Origin of the sequence: Streptomyces pinistramenti (assembly GCF_020564935.1) — a bacterium.
Lineage (GTDB): Bacteria > Actinomycetota > Actinomycetes > Streptomycetales > Streptomycetaceae > Streptomyces > Streptomyces pinistramenti.
The window spans coordinates 1-18,041 of sequence record NZ_JAJCXB010000073.1 but is presented as its reverse complement, the minus strand read 5'-3'; the positions used below and the strand labels follow the sequence as shown (position 1 = coordinate 18,041).

General features: G+C 73.8%; 16 protein-coding genes. 6 read left to right on the top strand and 10 right to left on the bottom strand.

From position 1 onward, the window contains the following. Positions 1 to 134 precede the first annotated feature (134 nt). Positions 135 to 962: a hypothetical protein gene (locus tag LIU39_RS31215; RefSeq protein ID WP_227050302.1), complete on the top strand. Its 828-nt coding sequence runs from the start codon at positions 135 to 137 to the stop codon at positions 960 to 962. A 48-nt stretch (positions 963 to 1,010) separates the two neighbouring features. On the opposite strand, the gene LIU39_RS31210 is transcribed toward LIU39_RS31215, so the two are convergent. Then, the gene (locus tag LIU39_RS31210; RefSeq protein ID WP_227050301.1) at positions 1,011 to 2,150 is read right to left on the bottom strand and encodes a DUF5954 family protein; all 1,140 of its coding nucleotides are present in this window, start codon (positions 2,148 to 2,150) and stop codon (positions 1,011 to 1,013) included. 171 nt (positions 2,151 to 2,321) lie between these two features. Here LIU39_RS31210 and LIU39_RS31205 point away from each other — a divergent pair, with 171 nt between their 5' ends. Beyond that, positions 2,322 to 2,528: a DUF5988 family protein gene (locus LIU39_RS31205; protein ID WP_227050300.1), complete on the top strand. Its 207-nt coding sequence runs from the start codon at positions 2,322 to 2,324 to the stop codon at positions 2,526 to 2,528. A 50-nt stretch (positions 2,529 to 2,578) separates the two neighbouring features. Here LIU39_RS31205 and LIU39_RS31200 read toward each other — a convergent pair whose 3' ends face one another. The 6 genes from LIU39_RS31200 to LIU39_RS31175 all read right to left on the bottom strand — a co-directional run bounded on the left by LIU39_RS31200 (position 2,579) and on the right by LIU39_RS31175 (position 8,725). Beyond that, positions 2,579 to 3,271, bottom strand: coding sequence for a serine/threonine kinase C-terminal domain-containing protein (locus tag LIU39_RS31200; RefSeq protein ID WP_227050299.1), 693 nt, complete (start codon positions 3,269 to 3,271; stop codon positions 2,579 to 2,581). 179 nt (positions 3,272 to 3,450) lie between these two features. Further along, positions 3,451 to 3,822, bottom strand: a complete 372-nt coding sequence (locus LIU39_RS31195; protein ID WP_227050298.1) for a hypothetical protein — start codon at positions 3,820 to 3,822, stop codon at positions 3,451 to 3,453. Beyond that, positions 3,809 to 5,605, bottom strand: coding sequence for an AbeC-like domain-containing protein (locus LIU39_RS31190; protein WP_505016429.1), 1,797 nt, complete (start codon positions 5,603 to 5,605; stop codon positions 3,809 to 3,811). Before LIU39_RS31190 ends, LIU39_RS31195 begins: the two co-directional genes overlap by 14 nt. Positions 5,606 to 5,839: 234 nt before the next feature. Next, a complete protein-coding gene (locus tag LIU39_RS31185; RefSeq protein ID WP_227050297.1) occupies positions 5,840 to 6,829 on the bottom strand; it encodes a malate dehydrogenase in 990 nt (329 codons plus the stop codon). A 593-nt stretch (positions 6,830 to 7,422) separates the two neighbouring features. Further along, positions 7,423 to 7,869: a DUF3017 domain-containing protein gene (locus LIU39_RS31180; protein WP_227050296.1), complete on the bottom strand. Its 447-nt coding sequence runs from the start codon at positions 7,867 to 7,869 to the stop codon at positions 7,423 to 7,425. 1 nt (position 7,870) lies between these two features. Beyond that, complete coding sequence (locus LIU39_RS31175) at positions 7,871 to 8,725, bottom strand: bifunctional methylenetetrahydrofolate dehydrogenase/methenyltetrahydrofolate cyclohydrolase (RefSeq protein WP_227050295.1); 855 nt, start codon at positions 8,723 to 8,725, stop codon at positions 7,871 to 7,873. Between the two features lie 251 nt (positions 8,726 to 8,976). On the opposite strand from LIU39_RS31175, the gene LIU39_RS31170 reads away from it, so the two are divergent. Then, the gene (locus tag LIU39_RS31170; protein WP_227050294.1) at positions 8,977 to 9,750 is read left to right on the top strand and encodes an RDD family protein; all 774 of its coding nucleotides are present in this window, start codon (positions 8,977 to 8,979) and stop codon (positions 9,748 to 9,750) included. Between the two features lie 154 nt (positions 9,751 to 9,904). Further along, positions 9,905 to 10,468, top strand: a complete 564-nt coding sequence (locus LIU39_RS31165; RefSeq protein ID WP_227050293.1) for a hypothetical protein — start codon at positions 9,905 to 9,907, stop codon at positions 10,466 to 10,468. Positions 10,469 to 10,595: 127 nt separating this feature from the next. Here the strand turns inward: LIU39_RS31165 and purH are convergent, their stop codons facing one another. Both purH and purN read right to left on the bottom strand, forming a co-directional pair. Further along, a complete protein-coding gene (gene purH, locus LIU39_RS31160; RefSeq protein WP_227050292.1) occupies positions 10,596 to 12,167 on the bottom strand; it encodes a bifunctional phosphoribosylaminoimidazolecarboxamide formyltransferase/IMP cyclohydrolase in 1,572 nt (523 codons plus the stop codon). Continuing rightward, entirely contained in the window at positions 12,164 to 12,820 is a 657-nt protein-coding gene (gene purN / locus LIU39_RS31155) for a phosphoribosylglycinamide formyltransferase (protein WP_227050291.1), read from the bottom strand. Before purN ends, purH begins: the two co-directional genes overlap by 4 nt. Before the next feature lie 336 nt (positions 12,821 to 13,156). On the opposite strand from purN, the gene LIU39_RS31150 reads away from it, so the two are divergent. Continuing rightward, entirely contained in the window at positions 13,157 to 14,152 is a 996-nt protein-coding gene (locus LIU39_RS31150) for a hypothetical protein (protein ID WP_227050290.1), read from the top strand. 42 nt (positions 14,153 to 14,194) lie between these two features. On the opposite strand, the gene LIU39_RS31145 is transcribed toward LIU39_RS31150, so the two are convergent. Next, positions 14,195 to 16,426, bottom strand: a complete 2,232-nt coding sequence (locus LIU39_RS31145; protein WP_227050289.1) for a cell division protein PerM — start codon at positions 16,424 to 16,426, stop codon at positions 14,195 to 14,197. A gap of 145 nt (positions 16,427 to 16,571) precedes the next feature. Between LIU39_RS31145 and LIU39_RS31140 the strand changes: the two genes are divergently transcribed. Beyond that, the gene (locus LIU39_RS31140; protein ID WP_227050288.1) at positions 16,572 to 17,963 is read left to right on the top strand and encodes a SigE family RNA polymerase sigma factor; all 1,392 of its coding nucleotides are present in this window, start codon (positions 16,572 to 16,574) and stop codon (positions 17,961 to 17,963) included. The last annotated feature ends 78 nt before the right edge of the window (positions 17,964 to 18,041 follow it).

Here is an 18,041-nt window from a genome sequence, read left to right as displayed (position 1 = left end):
GAACCCCTCCCCGAAAGCCCCTCGCTTATGCCCAAACATTCATGGAAAGTGACCCGAGTCACTCAATGTGCGGTCGAATGTCCGGAAAAGTACGCTGAATAGCCGTACGCCCTCGTCGGTGCGGAGGTGCCGAGATGACCAGCAGACGCCGTACCGCAAGCGGACTGACCGCCCTGACCTGCAGCGCAGCCCTCCTCGCCGGGGGCGCCTGCGCGGGGGTGGCGGTGGCGGACGACTCGGGTGGCGAGGGCGACCTCGCCGGAAAAACGGCCCAGCAGATCTCGGATCTGTCCCGGCAGGAGCTGCTGGCGGCGACGTCCCTGCGGCTGCGCACCCTGACCAGCGTCGACGAGACCAAGCTCGACCTCAGCCTCGACCGCTCGGGGAACTGCACCGGCACCCTCAGCAAGGGCGCCTACGGCCGGGTGGACATCGTCAAGCACGGCAAGCAGATCTGGATGAAGCCGGACGACGCCTTCTGGAAGGGCCAGCTGCCCGCGGACGCCGCGGCCGACATCATCGCCCGCGTGAAGGGCCGCTACCTGCGCGGCACCACATCGGACACCATGCTGTCCGCCCTCTCCGCGCCCTGCGATCTGGCCGCCTTCCAGAAGCAGACCGCCGGCTCCGGCCGCCCGCAGAACACACCCTCACCCGGCGCGAGCCCCACCCCGCAGCTCACCCTCAGCAAGGGCAAGCCGACCGTCCAGGAAGGCACCCGCGTACTGCCCATCCTCAAGAAGCGCGGCCCGGCGACCCAGACCCTCTACGTCGCCATCGAGGGCAAGCACTACCCCCGCAGGCTCACCACCGAGGTCGACCACCAGTCCGCGACCCTGCTCCTCAGCAACTACGGCGCACCGGTCCCCTCCGCCACCCCGTCCCCCGCCGACAGCATCGCCATCTCCACCCTCAAGGGGAAGCTGCCCGGCGAGTCCCAGGGGTCGTCACAGGGGACGTGACCGAGCGGACCCGGCGCGGGACGGAGGGCAGCCGGCGGGCCAACTCCCTTACGGTTCCGACCGGTCCGCCCTTTCCGCGCCGGACTCCGCGCCGCCCGGTCGACGCCTGACGTGCTCGTGCCCGGTGCGCCCCGCGGGATCGTCCCAGCAGTCCAGCGGCCCGCACCCCGCACCGCCCGCGTCGCCCAGCAGCCCCTGCTCGCGCAGCTGCCGGGCCTGCTGCCCCGCGGGCAGTTCGGTGTCCGGGTCGGACGGCCGCGGCCCCTCGGGCCCTTCCGGGCCGATCCGCACCAGCCGCTCGACCCTGGCCACCGCGAACCGGCCCGCCCGGCCCTCGATCACCACGTCGTCGCCCGGCCGCTCGTCCAGCCGGTTCCCCGCCCGCTCGTACGCGTCCCGCTCCGCCGGGCTCAGTTTCAGCGTCACGGGCGCCAGCACCCGCAGCCACATCGTCAGCGCGTCCCGGGCGGCCTGCGGCGTACCGCAGGACGCGGTGTGCGCCTGCCACTCCCCGTCGGCCTGCTCGGCGATCATGAAGGCGGCGGGCAGCAGCACCCCGCCCGGATGCGTATCGGCCGCGAGCTGCGCGTCCCGGTGGACGTCCGGCGGCACCGCGCCCTCCGCGCGCTCGAACTGGAGCAGATCGAGCTTGAGGATGCCCTCCGACATGCCCGTGCCGACCGCCGGGTCGAGCACGAAGCCCTTGGCGCGGTCGGGCACCCGGTGCGCCTCACCGGGCGCCGCGGGGTCCGGGTCCGACGGCCGCGGCGGCTCAGGACCGTCGGGCCCCATCCGTACGAACTCCTCGCACCGCACCACCCGGTAACGGTCCCCCAGCACGGTCAGCTCGTCGAGCTTCTCCCAGTCCAGCCGGCCCGCCGCCGCCAGGCAGTCGTGCCGGCCCGCCGCGTCCCCGGCCGCCCCGGCCGTCTGCGCGAGCCGCCGGAACAGCGAGGCCATGCCGTCCCTGGCCTCCTGCGGCCCGCCCGCGCCGAACGAGAGCACCTCCCAGCCGCCCAGCTCACGCTCGCGCGCGCACCCGAAGACCGGCCCGCCCGTGCCGAGAATCTCCGGATAGCGCTCCCGCGCCCGCCATGCCTCCTCCTCCGAAAACGCCGCCACCGGGCCGTCCTGTGCGGTGACCCTGATGGTCCGGTACGCGGGTACTTCCTCACCGTGTTCCGTCATGCACGCAGTGTGTGCACGAGCCGCCTCCGTACGGCACTGATCAGCGGGAAAACCACCTGTGGGGGTGGCATCGGCGCCCGGCCCGGCGCACGGTGGCGGTCATGCGCCGAGGCACCCGCCCGTCGGCGTGCCGGTGCCCGCGGCCGGACGCGCCGGGAAGACAATTCCGGCATGACTGACACGACGAAGGCAGTGCTCGAAGGCGGCCCCGACGAGCTGCCCGAGCGCATCGTTCCGCTCGATCCGCCGGGCCCCGAACTGAAGATCCCGTTCCGCGGCGGCTACGAACACTTCCGGGCGACCGGCCGGCAGCAGGACACCGACCGGGGGCGGCTGCCCGTCTACGAGTGGTGGGAGCGCACCGAAATCGCCGAGTAACAGGGGCGCCCGCCCTCTCGGGCGCCCCGCTCCCCCGGCTTCCCGGCCTCTCACGCGTCCGGCGCGAACGCCTCCAACGCGACCCGCTGCGTGTCCTCCTGCTGCGGCCACGCGTCCTCGGGAGCCAGCACCAGCACCGCGAACTGCCGGCCGTCATCGGCCGTGAAAGCGCAGTCCACCACCTTGACGCGCTTGCCGAGACGCTTGCTGTCGTACGCGTAGACCAGCTGGGCGGCCGCGGTGCCGGGCGCGGGACCGTCCAGCGGCCCGAGTGCGATCTCCTCGTAACCGGGGTTGCCCGCCAGCCCCTTCGACGCCTCTTCCAGGGCCTGCCGCGGCGAGGTGTCCGGCTCCTTGATCTCGAAGATCTGCACCAGGCCGCTGCCGTCCTTCGACGTGTAGAACACCCCGTCCTTGCGGCTGCTGCGCTCCCAGTACTCCGGCACGGCGGTGGTGAAGCCCTTGTCGGTGTCGTGGACGAGGCGGAAGCCCTCCGGGACCGCGGATGCGGCAGGTGAGGACGGCACGGCCGTGGTCGCGGGGGCCGCCGTGGTGGGCGGGGCGCCCGCCGTGTGCACGGCCGGCGGGCCTGCGGCGGCCGGAGTGTCGTCGTGGTGGCCCCACAGCAGCCAACCACCCGCCGCCGCAAGGGCGATCACGGCCACCGCGGCGCCGGCGACGAGGGCCGCGGAACGGCGCGGCCGCGGCCTCTCGTCCCCCACCGTCCCCGGCAGATTACGCATCGGCTCCTGAGAAGGAACGGACGCGTCCGCGGGATCGCCACCGGAGGACGGCGGCGCCCCCGGCACCGGCGCGAACACCGGCCGGGGCGGCAGCGGCCCCGTGTACGGCGCGGGCGGCGGCGTACCGTCCTCCCACCTCTGCGTCTCGCTGTTCCAGCGGGCCGGGCCGCCGTTCACCGTCACCCGCCCACCAGCGCGGCGACCGCCTGGCCGACCGCGGCGCCGGAGGACAACAGGCCGACGACGGCGTTCGCGTCGGTCAGCGCGGTACGCAGCCGGGCCAGCCGTCCTGGCCCGGCCGCCCCGGTGCCCGCGATCTCCGTCTCGGTGTCGGCCAGTTCGGTGCCCAGCGCCGCGGTCTGCGGGCTCTCCACCACCCTGGCCAGGTCCTCGCGGAGCGCACGGACGGCGCGCAGCAGTTCCTCCTGCGCCGCGTCCGCGGGCGCGGCGCCGCCGCCGTACTGGGTCACGGTGTTGTGGTTCCCGATGGCCATGGCGCCCTGGACACTGCCGATGTGGATGCCGCCGCCCTGCTCGTCAGCCGTTGCCACCCCTGGCCCCTTCCGTCGTGGTGCTGCCGCGTTGCGTGTGGTTGGTGACGGTGTTGTGGTCGCCGATGCCGACCGCGCCCTGCGCCGACTCGACGTAGACACCGCCCTCGGCGACGTGCACGACCCGCCGCTCGAACTCGTCGGTCTCGTAACCGGCTTCGCGCAGCGCGGTGGTCACCCCGGCGGCCACCCGCTGCTCGATCGTCCGCAGATACCGGGCGACGTCCATCTCCTGGAAGAGCGACGCCTCCTCGTCCGTGCCCAGTTCGCGCACCGAGGCGGCGGGCCCGTCCGGGAGCGCCGCGCCGTGCCCGCCGGTGGCCAGCCGCCACACCGACCACAGGCCGCGCGCCAGCGTGCTCACCGCGCGCCCCGTCGCCAGCGGCGTACGGGCCAGCGCCCAGACGACCTTGCCGAACGGATTGAGGTGACGGTACCGGTGCGCGAGCCGGTCGGCGTCCTGGAACAACTGCCGCAGCGACCACAGCACATGGGGCGCGACCTCCAGCATCAGCATGCCGCCCTGCGTGTGCACCCGCACGAACACCGTGGTGACGATGGACTCGTTCCAGCCGCCGACCCGGATGCGCAGGAAGTGCCGCCGCGGCTCGCCGCCTTCCTCCACCGCCGCGGCCCGGTGCGCCTCGAACGCCGCCGGCGCGTACGGCGCCGCGCCACGGTGCGGCAGCCCCTCGGCCGGCAGGAAGACGCACTCGTCCATCTCCAGCTCCCGCAGCCGGTCCCGCACCGCGGCCTGGGCCTGCGGCGAGCCGTGCGGCGAAGGCACCCGCAGCGCCGCGACCAGCGGGACGATGCGGGCCAGGATGGCGCTGTTGTCGAGCGGTTCGGCCTTGCGGTCCTTGCGGGGACGCAGCTCGACCGACAGCGACCAGGTACGGAAGGCGGTGCCGGCGCCGCGGAACGGCTCGGCAGGCCGGTACATCACCAGCGGCCCGTGCTGTTCGGCCCGCACCCGCTGCCGCAGCCGCTGGAACCGCGCGCCCGCGAACCGCTCCGCCGGATCGCCCAGCATGTCGGGGAAGTTCGCGCGGGACAGCTCGGCGGCCAGTACCCGGGCGAACTGCCCGCGTTGCAGGCCGACGATGACGGCCACCGCAACGGGAAGCAGCAGCGCGATCCAGACCGGCGCGAAGCCGCTGCCGTATCCGGCGGCGGCCGCCCCGTCGCCGGGCCCGCCGAAGCCGTCGGACCAGCCGTAGCTGCCGTAGCCGTCCCCGTAGCCGAAGAGGTCCGACAGGCCCCCCTGCCACGGCAGCAGTTGGAACGTCCCGCCGAACGCCTCGACGAGGAACATCAGCAGGGTGAGGGTCAGGCTGATCCGCCCGTACCAGCGCAGCAGAAAGGCAATCGGGCGGGACAGCCACTGCGGGACCGGCGCCCGCCGCACGAAGCGGGCGAGCGCCATCAGGACGACGGGAAGGACGTAGAGCCCGGCGAGCCCCTGCGACAAGGGGATGGCCCCCACCCACAGCAGCAGGACGGCCCCGGCCCAGCACAGCTGGATCCGCCGCGCGCGCAGCGCGTGGGCCAGCACCCGGGCCGCGTCGATACCCAGGGACGGCGCGGCGAACCGCTCCTCGTGGACGTACAGCTCGTCGATGACGGCATCGCGGAACGCGTCGTCCATGTACGTGCCGGCGCACAGCAGCCGGGTCGCCTCGCCGGCGCCCGGCGGGACCGCGGTCTGCGGAGGCCCGGCCGGTGGCGGCGGCGGGCCGGGTATGCCGCCGGCGTCCGCCGGATCGCCGGACTGCTGAGGCACGTTCGTCTGTGTCACCGCTCCCCCAAAGCGCCAACAGGCCGGTCCCGCGGCCTTGTTGACCCCTGCGGATCCCGGCAACCGAGCGCGGTACGGAAGCCGCAGCATAAGGGAGGAGGGCGGCCCGTGCCAGCGCGTTGACGGAACGCCTGCCGCGAAACAGCCGAGCCCGCACGGCCCTTCGCGGACCATGCGGGCTCGGTGGCTGCTGCGCCCTCTACGGGCAGCAGGAACGGCTCAGAGCAGGCCGAGACCGCGCACGGCCTCGCGCTCGTCGGACAGCTCCTTGACGGAGGCGTCGATGCGCTCGCGCGAGAAGTCGTTGATCTCCAGGCCCTGGACGATCTCGTACGCACCGTTCTTGGTGGTGACGGGGAACGAGGAGATCAGGCCCTCGGGGACGCCGTACGAACCGTCCGACGGGATGCCCATGGAGGTCCAGTCGCCCGCGGCGGTGCCGTTGACCCAGGTGTGGACGTGGTCGATCGCGGCGTTGGCGGCCGAGGCGGCGGAGGAGGCGCCACGGGCCTCGATGATCGCCGCGCCGCGCTTGGCGACGGTCGGAATGAACTCGTCGGCCAGCCATGCCTGGTCGTTCACGGCCTCGGCGGCGTTCTTGCCCGCGACCTCGGCGTGGAAGATGTCGGGGTACTGGGTGGCGGAGTGGTTGCCCCAGATCGTGAGCTTGCTGATCTCGCTCACCGCCACGCCGGTCTTCTTCGAGAGCTGCGAGAGCGCTCGGTTGTGGTCCAGGCGGGTCATCGCGGTGAACCGCTCGGCCGGCACGTCCGGCGCCGCGGCCTGCGCGATCAGCGCGTTGGTGTTGGCCGGGTTGCCCACCACCAGGACCTTGATGTCGTCGGCGGCGTGCGCGTTGATGGCGGCACCCTGCGGCTTGAAGATCCCGCCGTTCGCCTCCAGCAGGTCGCCGCGCTCCATGCCCTTGGTACGGGGGCGGGCGCCGACGAGGAGGGCGACGTTGGCGCCGTCGAAGGCCGCGTTCGGGTCGTCCGAGATGTCGATGCCCTGGAGCAGCGGGAAGGCACAGTCATCCAGCTCCATGGCGGTGCCCTCGGCGGCCTTCAGGCCCTGGGGGATCTCCAGGAGGCGCAGCTTGACCGGCACGTCCGCGCCGAGCAGGTGACCGGATGCGATGCGGAAGAGGAGTGCGTAACCGATCTGGCCGGCGGCGCCGGTGACGGTGACATTGACGGGAGTGCGGGTCATGGCGATCTCCTGCGCGATATTTTCTGGAGCTTCCTGGGGGCAAGCCCCCGGACCACCATGGGTGGCGGTGGGTGTCCTGCCCATTGAGCGGGTCTCACCGACTTCTCTTGGTATCGAGAGACCTGTCGGTCAGGCTATCGGACCCCCGCGCGGCGCAGGCGACGGGCCGGTGTGGAACACCTCACCGGCACCTCAAGGACGCCCGTACGGCCGCCCGTACACCACGTCGGACCGACAAGGACGGCCCCCGCACGCAAAGGTGCGGCGGCCGCCTGCTGATGGAGGGGGGAACGCAGGCGGCCGCCGAGTTGTGCCACACCCGTGGGGGGTTAATGCTCCGCATGCCCCCGATCCGCCAGGGCAATCCCCCTTCAATCCGCCGGACCCCACAGCACCGTCGAATCCCGGCCACCTCCAAGCCGGTTCACCGCGTCCCCCCAATCCCCCACCCCCGCCCTGACCCGCAACCACCGACGATCAGCCCACACAAACAGACGGCCGGAAGACGAGGCCCGAAGGACGAGACGCGGAGGACGAGACGCGGAGGACGAGGACCGCCGAACCGCCAAGAGGCGCCCGAGCGGACGCCTCGCCTACCGCCCCGCTCCATCCCCCCGAACCGTGAAGTGCACCACGTCCTCCAGGAACGGAACATGCACCCACGGCTTCGGCTGCACCATCAGCGCCAGCAGCACGATCACAAACCCGAGCACCCCGTACGTCAGCAGATCCGTGAACCGCGACCGCACGGCCAGCATCCCCACCGACGGCAACGCCCACCGCAGCGCCGCCGCCCCCAGCAGCGAAAGGCCGATCAGGATCGCCCCGATCCGGGTCACGTCGAGCGCCACAAGGAGCAGCCCGACGGCCACCCCGCCCATGACGCTCAGCAGCGGCCACTGCCTGGCCGGTGCGGGAAACCCGCCCGGCGCCGCCCGGCCGCCGCCCTGCGGCCGCGCGGTGCCCCTCGTCAGCTGCGGAAAGCGGCGCGTGGAGCGCTGCGGCTCGGACGCGCCTTCGGCCTGCGCCTCGGCACCCACGTCAGCCGACCGACCGCTCGGCCGCCTCGACGACGTTGACCAGCAGCTGGGCGCGGGTCATCGGCCCGACGCCACCCGGGTTCGGGGCGACCCAGCCGGCGATCTCGGCGACCCCGGGGTGCACGTCCCCGACGATCTTGCCGTTCTCGTCCCGGCTGACACCCACGTCGAGCACGGCCGCGCCCGGCTTCACGTCCTCGGGCTTGATGATGTGCGGCACACCCGCCGCGGCGACGATGATGTCCGCCTGCTTGAGCTGCGCGGACAGGTCACGGGTGCCGGTGTGGCACTGGGTGACCGTGGCGTTCTCCGACTTCCGGGTCAGCACCAGCGGCATCGGCCGGCCGATGGTGATCCCGCGGCCGACCACGACCACGTGCGCGCCGTTGATCTCGACGTTGTGGCGGCGCAGCAGCTGCACGATGCCGTACGGGGTGCAGGGCAGCGGCCCGGTCTCGTTGAGCACGAGCTTGCCCAGGCTCATCGGGTGCAGGCCGTCGGCGTCCTTGTCCGGGTCCATGAGGGCGAGCACGCGGTTGGTGTCGATGCCCTTGGGGAGCGGGAGTTGGACGATGTAGCCGGTGCACTCGGGGTTGTCGTTCAGCTCCCGTACGACCGCCTCGATCTCCTCCTGCGTGGCGGTCTCCGGCAGTTCGCGCTGGAGGGAGGCGATGCCCACCTGGGCGCAGTCGCGGTGCTTGCCGTTGACGTACCAGCGGCTGCCGGGGTCGTCACCGACCAGCACGGTGCCGAGACCGGGCTGGACGCCCTTGGCCTTCAGCGCCTCCACGCGGACGGTCAGTTCGGACTTGATCGCGGCGGCGGTGGCCTTGCCATCGAGAATCTGGGCGCTCATGACCCCATCTTCCCGGATGGGGGCGGTCGCGTTCCAATCCGGGCGCGCGAAGGCCCGCATCACGGAATGGTTCATTGCACTTGCACAACACCTTCCCGCCCTGACTGGACAACGTTCACACGCAGCTAGAAGGATTGCCGCTCAGTGCCGCAGGCATCATCGGGGGCGGGCCAAGTGAACCTTGTATTCCTTCATTCCTCCGAAGTCGCGCCCGCGTCGTCCCCCACTGACCCAACGGAGGAAATCACCACATGAGTTTCGGCGACCCGAACAACCCGTACGGCCAGCAGCCCCCGCAGGCACCGCCGCAGGCCCCTTACGGCCAGCAGCCGCCGGTGCCCCCGCAGGGCGGCCAGCCCGGCTACGGCTACCCCCAGCAGGGCCAGCCGCAGGCCCCGCAGCAGCCCTACGGCTACCCGCAGCAGCAGGCGCCCGGCGCCCCGCAGCAGCCGTACGGCTACCCGCAGCAGCAGATGCCCGGCTACCCGGGCCAGCCCGGTATGCCGGGTATGGGTATGCCGACGGGTTACGCGGGCTGGGGCTCCCGGGTGGGCGCCACTCTCATCGACGGCCTGATCGTCGGCCTGATCCCGGGCATCCTCTACATCATCGCCATCGCCGTCGCCGCCCCGTCGGGCCCGGTCACCCCGGACTACTCCAACTGTGCGCTCGACGACACCCAGTGCCGCCTGGACGCGATCAACTCGGCGTCGTCCGGCTCCGTCCCGGCGTTGTTCTTCGTGCTGCTCGCGCTGGCCGGCCTGCTCGCCTTCGCCGCGGGCATCTTCATCCTGGTGAAGGAGGGCAACACCGGCCAGACCCCGGGCAAGAAGGCCCTCGGCATCCGCACCGTGCGCGAGACCACCGGCCAGCCGCTCGGCTTCGGCATGGCCTTCGTCCGCCGCCTGGCCCACTTCCTGGACAGCATCGCCTGCTACATCGGCTACCTGTGGCCGCTGTGGGACGACAAGGGCCAGACCTTCGCCGACAAGGTCGTCGGCTCGGTGGTCGTCAAGACCCAGTGATCCCGACCCGGGTCACACCGACCTGAACTGCCGGCGAAGGCCCCCTCGCACCTGCGCGACCGGGGGCCTTCGCGGCGCCGTGCGGGATCTCGTCCGGCCTCCCGCACCGCTTTTGCACCGCTCTTCCGCTCAAGACGCCCGAAGGACACTGCTCGTGAGTTACCCGAACCAGAATCCCTACGGTCCGCCTCCGGGCCAGCAGCCCGGTTACGGCTACCCGCAGCAGCAGCCGGCACCCGCGCCGTACGGCCCCTACCCGGGCGGCGGCGGGATGCCGCCCGCCGGGCCGCCGTATCAGAACGGGATGCCGGGCGGGGTGAAGGCCGCGCGCGTGCTGCTGTTCGTGCTGGCGGGACTGAACCTGATCGGTCTCGTGCTGGCCGTGGCAGGTCTCGGCGGAGTCAGCAAGGCGGCGCGCCACACGTCGCCGTACCGGACCGATGACGCGGCGGCCGCGCTGAGCGTCGGCAAAGGCGTGCTGATCGCGCTGATCGTGCTCATCGTCATCTTCACGGTGGCGGCGGTCACGCTGGCGCTCCAGTTCAACAACGGCGGCGGCGGGGTCCGCGTCGCCACCGTCGTCTTCGGTGTCGCCAATACGCTGGTCAGCTTCGTGGTCTTCCCCCTCGGCCTGGTCCACACCGCGCTGGGCATCCTGGTCATCGCCTTCGCCTCGAAGGACGACGGCAAGGCATGGTTCAACAGGCCGCGTTACTGACCCCGGCGGCTCCCGGCCGACACCCTCGTGACGCGCGCAGCAGACGGCGGCCGCTCCGGTATCGGAGCGGCCGCCGCCGTCCTGCGTACCGCGCCGCACGGCCGCAGCCGTGGGAACGCGGGCCGGCTCAGTGGAAGAAGTGCCGCGCCCCCGTGAAGTACATCGTCACGCCGGCCTTCTCGGCGGCCTCGACGACCAGCTCGTCACGGACCGAACCGCCCGGCTGGACAACGGCCTTGACACCCGCTTCGGCGAGCACCTCGAAGCCGTCGGGGAACGGGAAGAACGCGTCGGACGAGGCGTAGGCGCCGCGGGCCCGCTCCTCGCCCGCGCGCTGGACGGCGAGCTTGGCGGAGTCGACGCGGTTGACCTGGCCCATGCCGACGCCGACGGTGGCGCCGTCCTTGGCGAGCAGGATCGCGTTGGACTTCACCGCGCGGCCCGCGCGCCACGCGAAGGCCAGCTCGGCCAGCTCGTCGGCGTCCAGCGCCGCACCGGCCGCCAGCGTCCAGGCCGCCGGGTCGTCGCCTTCGGCCTGGAGCCGGTCGGTGACCTGGAGCAGCGCGCCGCCGTCGATGGCCTTGACCTCGACGGGCGCGGCCGGCGCATCGGGGGCGCGCAGCACGCGGATGTTCTTCTTGCGGGACAGGACCTCCACCGCGCCGTCCTCGTAGCCGGGCGCCACGATGACCTCGGTGAAGATCTCCGCGACCTGCTCGGCCATCGCCACGGACACCGGGCGGTTGACGGCGATCACGCCGCCGTACGCGGACAGCGAGTCGCAGGCGTGCGCCTTGCGGTGCGCCTCGGCGACGTCGTCGGCGATGGCGATGCCGCAGGGGTTGGCGTGCTTGATGATCGCGACGCACGGCTCGGCGTGGTCGTAGGCGGCGCGCCGGGCGGCCTCGGTGTCGGTGAAGTTGTTGTAGGACATCTCCTTGCCGTGCAGCTGCTCGGCGTCGGCGAGGCCGCCGCCCGCGGTGCCGGTGTACAGCGCGGCGCCCTGGTGCGGGTTCTCGCCGTAGCGCAGGACGTTCTTGCGCACGTAGGTGGAGCCGATGAACTCGGGGAAGCCGGAGTCGTCGGCCGCGGCGTAGCCGTCCGCGAACCAGGAGGCGACGGCGACGTCGTACGCCGCGGTGTGCTGGAACGCCTCGGCGGCAAGACGCTTGCGGGCGGTGAGGTCGAAGCCGCCGCCGGACGCGGCCCGGAGCACGTCGTCGTAGCGGCCGGGGTTGACGACGACGGCCACGGACGGGTGGTTCTTGGCGGCGGCGCGGACCATCGAGGGGCCACCGATGTCGATCTGCTCCACGCACTCGTCGGGAGTGGCGCCGGATGCGACGGTCTCCTGGAACGGGTAGAGGTTCACGATCACCAGGTCGAACGGCTCGACGCCCAGGTCGGCGAGCTGCCGCTGGTGGTCGGTCAGCCGCAGGTCGGCGAGGATGCCGGCGTGCACCTTCGGGTGCAGGGTCTTGACCCGGCCGTCCAGGCACTCGGGGAAGCCGGTCAGCTCCTCGACCTTGGTGACCGGAACTCCGGCCGCGGCGATCTTCCCGGCCGTCGAGCCGGTCGAGACGAGCTGGACACCCGCCGCGTGCAGGCCCTTCGCCAGCTCTTCGAGACCCGTCTTGTCATAGACGCTGACCAGAGCGCGGCGGATGGGCCGCTTCGTACCTTCGGCGGTGGCGGTCACGAGATACGTACCTTTCGTCCCTCAATGCGGTAGCCGTGCCGGGCCAGACGCCCCACGACCTCGACGAGCAGAGTGCGCTCGACTTCCTTGATGCGCTCATGCAGCGCGGATTCGTCGTCCTCGTCCCGGATCTCCACCACGCCCTGCGCGATGATCGGCCCGGTGTCGACGCCTTCGTCAACGAAGTGGACGGTGCAGCCGGTGACCTGCACGCCGTACGCGAGCGCGTCGCGTACGCCGTGGGCACCGGGAAAACTGGGCAGCAGGGCCGGGTGCGTGTTGACGATCCGGCCGCCGAAGCGGGCCAGGAAATCCTTGCCCAGGATCTTCATGAAACCGGCCGAGACCACCAGGTCCGGCGCGTACGCGGCGGTCGCCTCGGTGAGCGCCGCGTCCCACTGCGCGCGGTCACCGTGGTCCTTGACCTTGCACACGAACGTCGGCAGACCGGCCCGCTCGGCGCGGTCGAGGCCCGCGATGCCGTCGCGGTCGGCGCCCACCGCGACGATCTCGGCCCCGTAGACCGCGGGTCCTGCTGCGGCGACGGCGTCCAGCAGCGCCTGGAGGTTGCTGCCTGAGCCGGAGACGAGGACGACGAGCCGGGCGGGTGACGGCGCGGCGTCCGGGCGGGACGGGGGGAGAAGGGGGTCCACGATGGGGGTCTTTCTCGCGTGGGTGCTGCTGCGGTGCGGACGTCGTGCGGGGTGCGGTGGCGCCCCTGCGTACCGGCCGGCACCCGCACGGTCCCCGGCGGCGCGCCCGACCGACATCTTTGTGCAGTCGTACGAAGCCATGGGTTGCGGAAATACGGGGAACCCTACGAAGGCGCCGACCGTCAGCAACGATACCGGCACACCGAGCGGCCCCCACGGGACGGGGGCGGGCACGGGAGGTAGCGTCGGGCCTGAGTACGCATGCAGTCCGTGGTAATCGTCCGCCCGGCCCACCAGCCGGAAGGGCGGCCGAGACAAGGGGAAGACACACTCCAGATGCCGGACCGACACCGCCGCGCGGCCCTCCTCCTCCCGCTGCCCGCGACCATCCCCGGGGTGGTCCTGCTGCCGCGTGACCGCACGTCGTCCTCCCCCTCCCCCGACGCCTCGGACCCCTCGGGCGCGGGCGGCTCCGGCTCGTCCGGCAGCTCCGGGACACCAGGCCCGGACGACCGCGACGGCTCCGGTAGGGGCCAGGGCTCCCCGGACGCGACACCGGACAAGCCCGCCGCACCCGACCACGACAACCCCTTCGCCCCGCCGCCCGCCGACGCCCCTGACCAGGAGTGGCGCCCGCGGCACCAGCACGCGCACAGCCACCACGGCGACGAAGGCCAGGGCCGGGCGCCGGGCGACGAGCAGCCGCCGTCCTGGGGCAGCCAGTGGAGCAGCAAGCAGCCGGGCCGGCAGGGCGGCGGCTTCGGCACCCGGCCCGGCCGCAGCGGCCAGCAGGGCAGCGGCCAGGGCGGGCCGGGCGGACCCGGCGGCGGCCTGCGGTGGGATCCCACCGACCCGGCCCAGCGGCGCGCCCGTTACGCGCTGCTCGCCGGCATGTGGGCGTTCTTCTTCGTCCTCTTCAGCCTGCCGGAGGTCTCCCTCCTGCTGGGCGCGCTGGCCATCTACTGGGGCATCAGCTCGCTGCGCGCCAAGCCCGGTTCCTCCGCGAAGGCGAAAGCCGCGGCGACGACGGCGGCGATGGAGGGCCGGCCGGCTCCTTCGGCCGGTCCCGAGGCGGGCCGGAACCCGTACGGCGCGCCGGCGCCCGGCGGCCCCGCCGCGCAGCAGTCCACCCGGCCGCAGCGGACCGCCGCGATCAGCGGCCTGGTGGTGGCGGCAGTGGCCCTCATGATGGTGGCCGCGACCTACACCGTGCACCTCGCCTACCGCGACTACTTCACCTGCGTCGACGACGCCCTGACCCAGTCGGCCGCCAAGTCCTGCGAAAAGCTGCTCCCCGAAAAGCTGCGCCCGCTGCTGAGCGTCCAGGAGTAGCGGGAAACCCCGGGCCCACCCGGGCCGGTGCCGAGTACCGGGTCAGCGGCCCCGGTCCGCCGCCGACTCCGTACCGGCCGGAGCGCCTTGGTGCGGGGTCTCGGTCCTGGGCGGCTCGGCGTCGTCCGGGAAGTCGGTCATCAGGTCGTTGGAGCGGGCCCGCAGTTCCGCCCAGCGGGCCGCGCGGGTGTCCGCTTCGTGCCAGGGGTCGTAGCGGTGCACGATCTGGTCGAGCCCGTACAGCTTGGCCGTCGCCCGGTCGACGCCGACCGCGCCGCCCTTCCCCCGCTTCGCCGCCTTCCGCGCCTTCCGCTCTTCCCGCCGCGTCCGCCCCCGCCCCGCCTCACGCTCACGCGCCCCGGCCCCGTCCCGGCCCGGCCGCCGCCCACGCACACCACGAGCACGCCGCGAGCCACCGGCCTCACCCGCCGCCTCGGCCCCACCGTTCCCCACCGCTTCGCCCGCCGCCACGGCCGGACGACCCACAGGTTCCCCGACCGGGCCGTCCTGACTCTCCCCGCCCCGGCCCCCGACTCCGGACGACGGGACGGCCGCAGGACCGGGCTCAGGACCGGCATCCGACGCACCCGGCACCGCACCGACCGGCTCCCGGCCGAGCGGCTCCGTGCCCGCCACCGCCGTACCGTCACCGCCCGCCCCCGGCGTCCTCACGGCGTGCGCCCCCGCCGAACCCGCGGCGTGCGGCACCGGCGCGTCCGGCGCTTCCGCGGCCGGGATCAGACTTTCCGGGCCGGCCACACGCACGTCCCGCGCCGGCATCGAGGCAACTGGATCGCTGTCCGCCGCCTTGGCACGGCGGCCGCCGATGAAGCGCGGCAGGCCCCGGCCGTCCGCCTGTTTCCCGGTGCGCTGCCGCCGTGCCGACCGGACGCGGCAGGAGCGCAGCAGGAGGGCGCACGGGATGCCGGTCAGCGCCGTCCAGCCCGCCGCGGCGAGGCCGGTCAGCCACCAGGCCGGGCCGAAGACGGCGAGCCCGCCGGTGCCCAGCGCGCCGCCTGACAGTGCGGCGAGCCCCGCCATCACCACGCCGCAGACCGCGGCCGCGAGCCCGGCGACGGCGGCCGTCGTCAGGCGCCGCCAGGGACGGCCCGCGCCGCCCGAGCCCGCCGCCGGGTGCGCCACGTACCGGGCGAGCAGGATCCCCGCCAGTACGGGTCCGGCGGCCACCGCCCAGGTCAGCGGCGTGACCGGCGCCGGGTCCGGCAGCGCGTCGAGCAGCGGGAAGTGCGGCAGCGGCGGCGGGTCGGCCGTGCCCAGCGGACCGGCCGTGCCGCCCACGCCTGCCGTGAAGCCGGGCCCGAGGCCGTACGAGGCGCCCCAGACGGCCGCGTTCGGGAGCAGGGCCAGGCAGAGCAGCAGCACCGCGCCGCGGCCCGCCCAGCCCGATGCGAGCGCGAAGAGGTCCCGCCGCGCCTCGCCCGCGTGCAGCCCGAGCCCGATGAGCGTCAGCACGGTGCCCGAAGCGAGCAGGGTGAGGACGGCCGCGGTCGCGGAGCGACGCACCGCGGCGCACCGCCGGCCGCCGAACAGCCTCCGGACGCGGCCCGGCAGCGCCCCGTGCAGCCGCCGCGCCCACGCCGGCACCAGCTCCGAACTCCCGGCGCCCCCGGGCTCGTCGGACGCGTAGGCCCCGAGGACCCGCCAGGCCGACGCGGTGAGCGTGCCGACGGCCGCGACCGGCACGCTCACCGCGGCGCTGAGCGGCACGGCCCGCAGCGGGCCCGCCGACGCGTACAGCACGGCACCGGCGGCGATCAGCAGGTACCCGGCCAGCAGCGCCCCCAGCCGGCTCCACGCCGGGGCCGCGGCCTCGGACTCCACGTCCCAGTCCGACCCTTCCGACCCAACAGGCCCGCCAGGAACGGCAGTTCCGGTGGAGTCCACGGACTGGTCGTCGGCGTCCGCCAGGGCGTGCCGGGTGGCCCGGTGGAGCAGCCAGACGGGCAGGGCGGTCAGCAGCAGGGGGGTCAGGGCGATCGGTACGGGGGTTCCGGAGAGCGAGCCGGTGCGTACCAGGTCGCCGCCGTGCGCGAGCAGCCAGAGGTCGGCGGCGAGGTGCAGGGCCCCGGCGGGGTCGCTGCCCGGGTACGGGGAGGCGACCCAGATCAGGAGTACGGCGACGGTGAGCACGCCCAGGCCCAGGCCGGCGGCCGTCACGCCGCTGAAGAAGGCGCCGCCGATCGCGGAGGAGCGCTGCGCGGCGGTCCGGCCGTGCGAGGACAGTGTCGGGCCACGATCGGTCAGCTGGCTCACAGCACCATGCTGCCAACAACACCTGATTCATCCGCGTAGTGGGCAAATGCCCGACGTGTCGCACACTATCCGCTTAGTCGGTTTTTCACACTGTCTTCTGGTTCGGCTTCCGCCGAGCCGTCGGTGTCCGTGTGGAGAGGCAGGCATGAGGCAGCGCAGGAAGCAGCAGACACGTCGGCGGTCGGGCGGACAGCCGGGCCGGCCGGAACAGCAGCCGGAGCGCAAGAAGCCGGAACGGGGCGCCGGAAAGCGGCGGTCCGAACGGGCCAGGGACCGGTCATCGCCCCGGGCGTCCGCCGCCACCGCCGGCTCGCTCGCGGGCGAGGACACCGAGGAACTGCCGCGCACGGTCGTGCGGGAGGAGGCGCCGGACGCCACGAAACCCGCGGGCCGTGCCGCCCCGGCAGCAGCCCCGGAGGCCGCCCCCGAGGCCGACCCGGACGCCGCCCCCGATGACGGGCCACCCGTGCCCTCCCCCGGTGAGCGTGCCGTCGCCGCGTTCGATGCGCTCTACAGCCGGCAGGCGGCCGGGCTGATCCGGCAGACGTATCTGCTCACCGGGCGGCCACGGCGGGCTCAGGAAGCCGTCGAGCGGGCGTTCCAGCTGGCCTGGCAGCGGTGGCCCGAGGTGGCGGTGGACCGGGATCCGGCCGGGTGGGTGCGGGCCGCGGCGTACGAGTACGCGCTGTCACCGTGGCGCCGGCTGCGCCCCCGGGCGCGGGCGGCCGAGCGGCCGTCGCCGAAGGCGCCCGCGTCGCCGTCCGCGGGACCAGGGGACCGTGCGCTGCTGAGTGCAGTGCTGGAGCTGCCCGCCGCGTACCGGCGCACGCTGCTGCTGCACGACGGCGTCGGGCTCGGCCTCTGCGAGACCGCGGCCGAGATCGAGGCGAGCACCCCGGCCACCGCGGGGCGGCTGACCCACGCGCGGGAGACGGTGGCGGGGCGGCTGCCCGAACTGGGGCTTGAGGGGCAGCCGGTGGCCCGGCAGGGCGAGATCCTGCACGCGCGGCTGACGGAGCTGGCCGCCGCGCAGCCGGTGGCGCCTTCGGCCGCGCAGGCGGTGCGCGGCGGCAGCGAGCGCACCATCCGGCGGATCACCAGGGGGGCGTTCGGGATGACCGCGCTGCTGGCGACGGCGACGGCGTTCGTTCTGGTCACGGCGCCGGAGCGGGTCGTGCCTCTGCCCGAGCAGCCGGTGGCGACGGTGCCCGCGGCGCCCCCCGTGCCCCCCGCGCCGGCCGCGCCGGCCGCGCCGGCCGCGCCGGCCGCGCCCCACGTCCGGGCGGGAAGCGGGCACCCGACGCAGCCGGCCGGCCCGCCTCCGCCGGCCGGCCCGGACAGAGGTGACACGACGGCCGGGGGCGATGACGAGGGTGCGGACGGCGACGGGGGCGGCGACAGCTACGAGGACGGCAAGCCCCGCGTGTCCCCCGGGCCCCGCCCCCACGCCCGCCCCACGGCAGGGCACAAGGCCGCACCCCCGGCCGGGCATCGGGCCGGGCAGGGAGCCGGAGGCGGTAGCGGGCCGCCCAGGTGAGATGCCCGTCGCGTACGGCCCGGCGCGGGTCGTGGCACGCAAACGGCCGCGGGCCCGCACCACTTGAGGGTGCGGGCC

Bases quoted from the DNA above. Each gene is read 5' to 3' on its own strand.
- LIU39_RS31205 (WP_227050300.1), top strand. From the start codon at position 2,322: ATGACTGACACGACGAAGGCAGTGCTCGAAGGCGGCCCCGACGAGCTG.
- LIU39_RS31140 (WP_227050288.1), top strand. From the start codon at position 16,572: ATGAGGCAGCGCAGGAAGCAGCAGACACGTCGGCGGTCGGGCGGACAG.
- LIU39_RS31170 (WP_227050294.1), top strand. From the start codon at position 8,977: ATGAGTTTCGGCGACCCGAACAACCCGTACGGCCAGCAGCCCCCGCAG.
- LIU39_RS31175 (WP_227050295.1), bottom strand. From the start codon at position 8,725: ATGAGCGCCCAGATTCTCGATGGCAAGGCCACCGCCGCCGCGATCAAG.
- LIU39_RS31200 (WP_227050299.1), bottom strand. From the start codon at position 3,271: ATGCGTAATCTGCCGGGGACGGTGGGGGACGAGAGGCCGCGGCCGCGC.
- LIU39_RS31210 (WP_227050301.1), bottom strand. From the start codon at position 2,150: ATGACGGAACACGGTGAGGAAGTACCCGCGTACCGGACCATCAGGGTC.
- LIU39_RS31185 (WP_227050297.1), bottom strand. From the start codon at position 6,829: ATGACCCGCACTCCCGTCAATGTCACCGTCACCGGCGCCGCCGGCCAG.
- LIU39_RS31215 (WP_227050302.1), top strand. From the start codon at position 135: ATGACCAGCAGACGCCGTACCGCAAGCGGACTGACCGCCCTGACCTGC.
- LIU39_RS31150 (WP_227050290.1), top strand. From the start codon at position 13,157: ATGCCGGACCGACACCGCCGCGCGGCCCTCCTCCTCCCGCTGCCCGCG.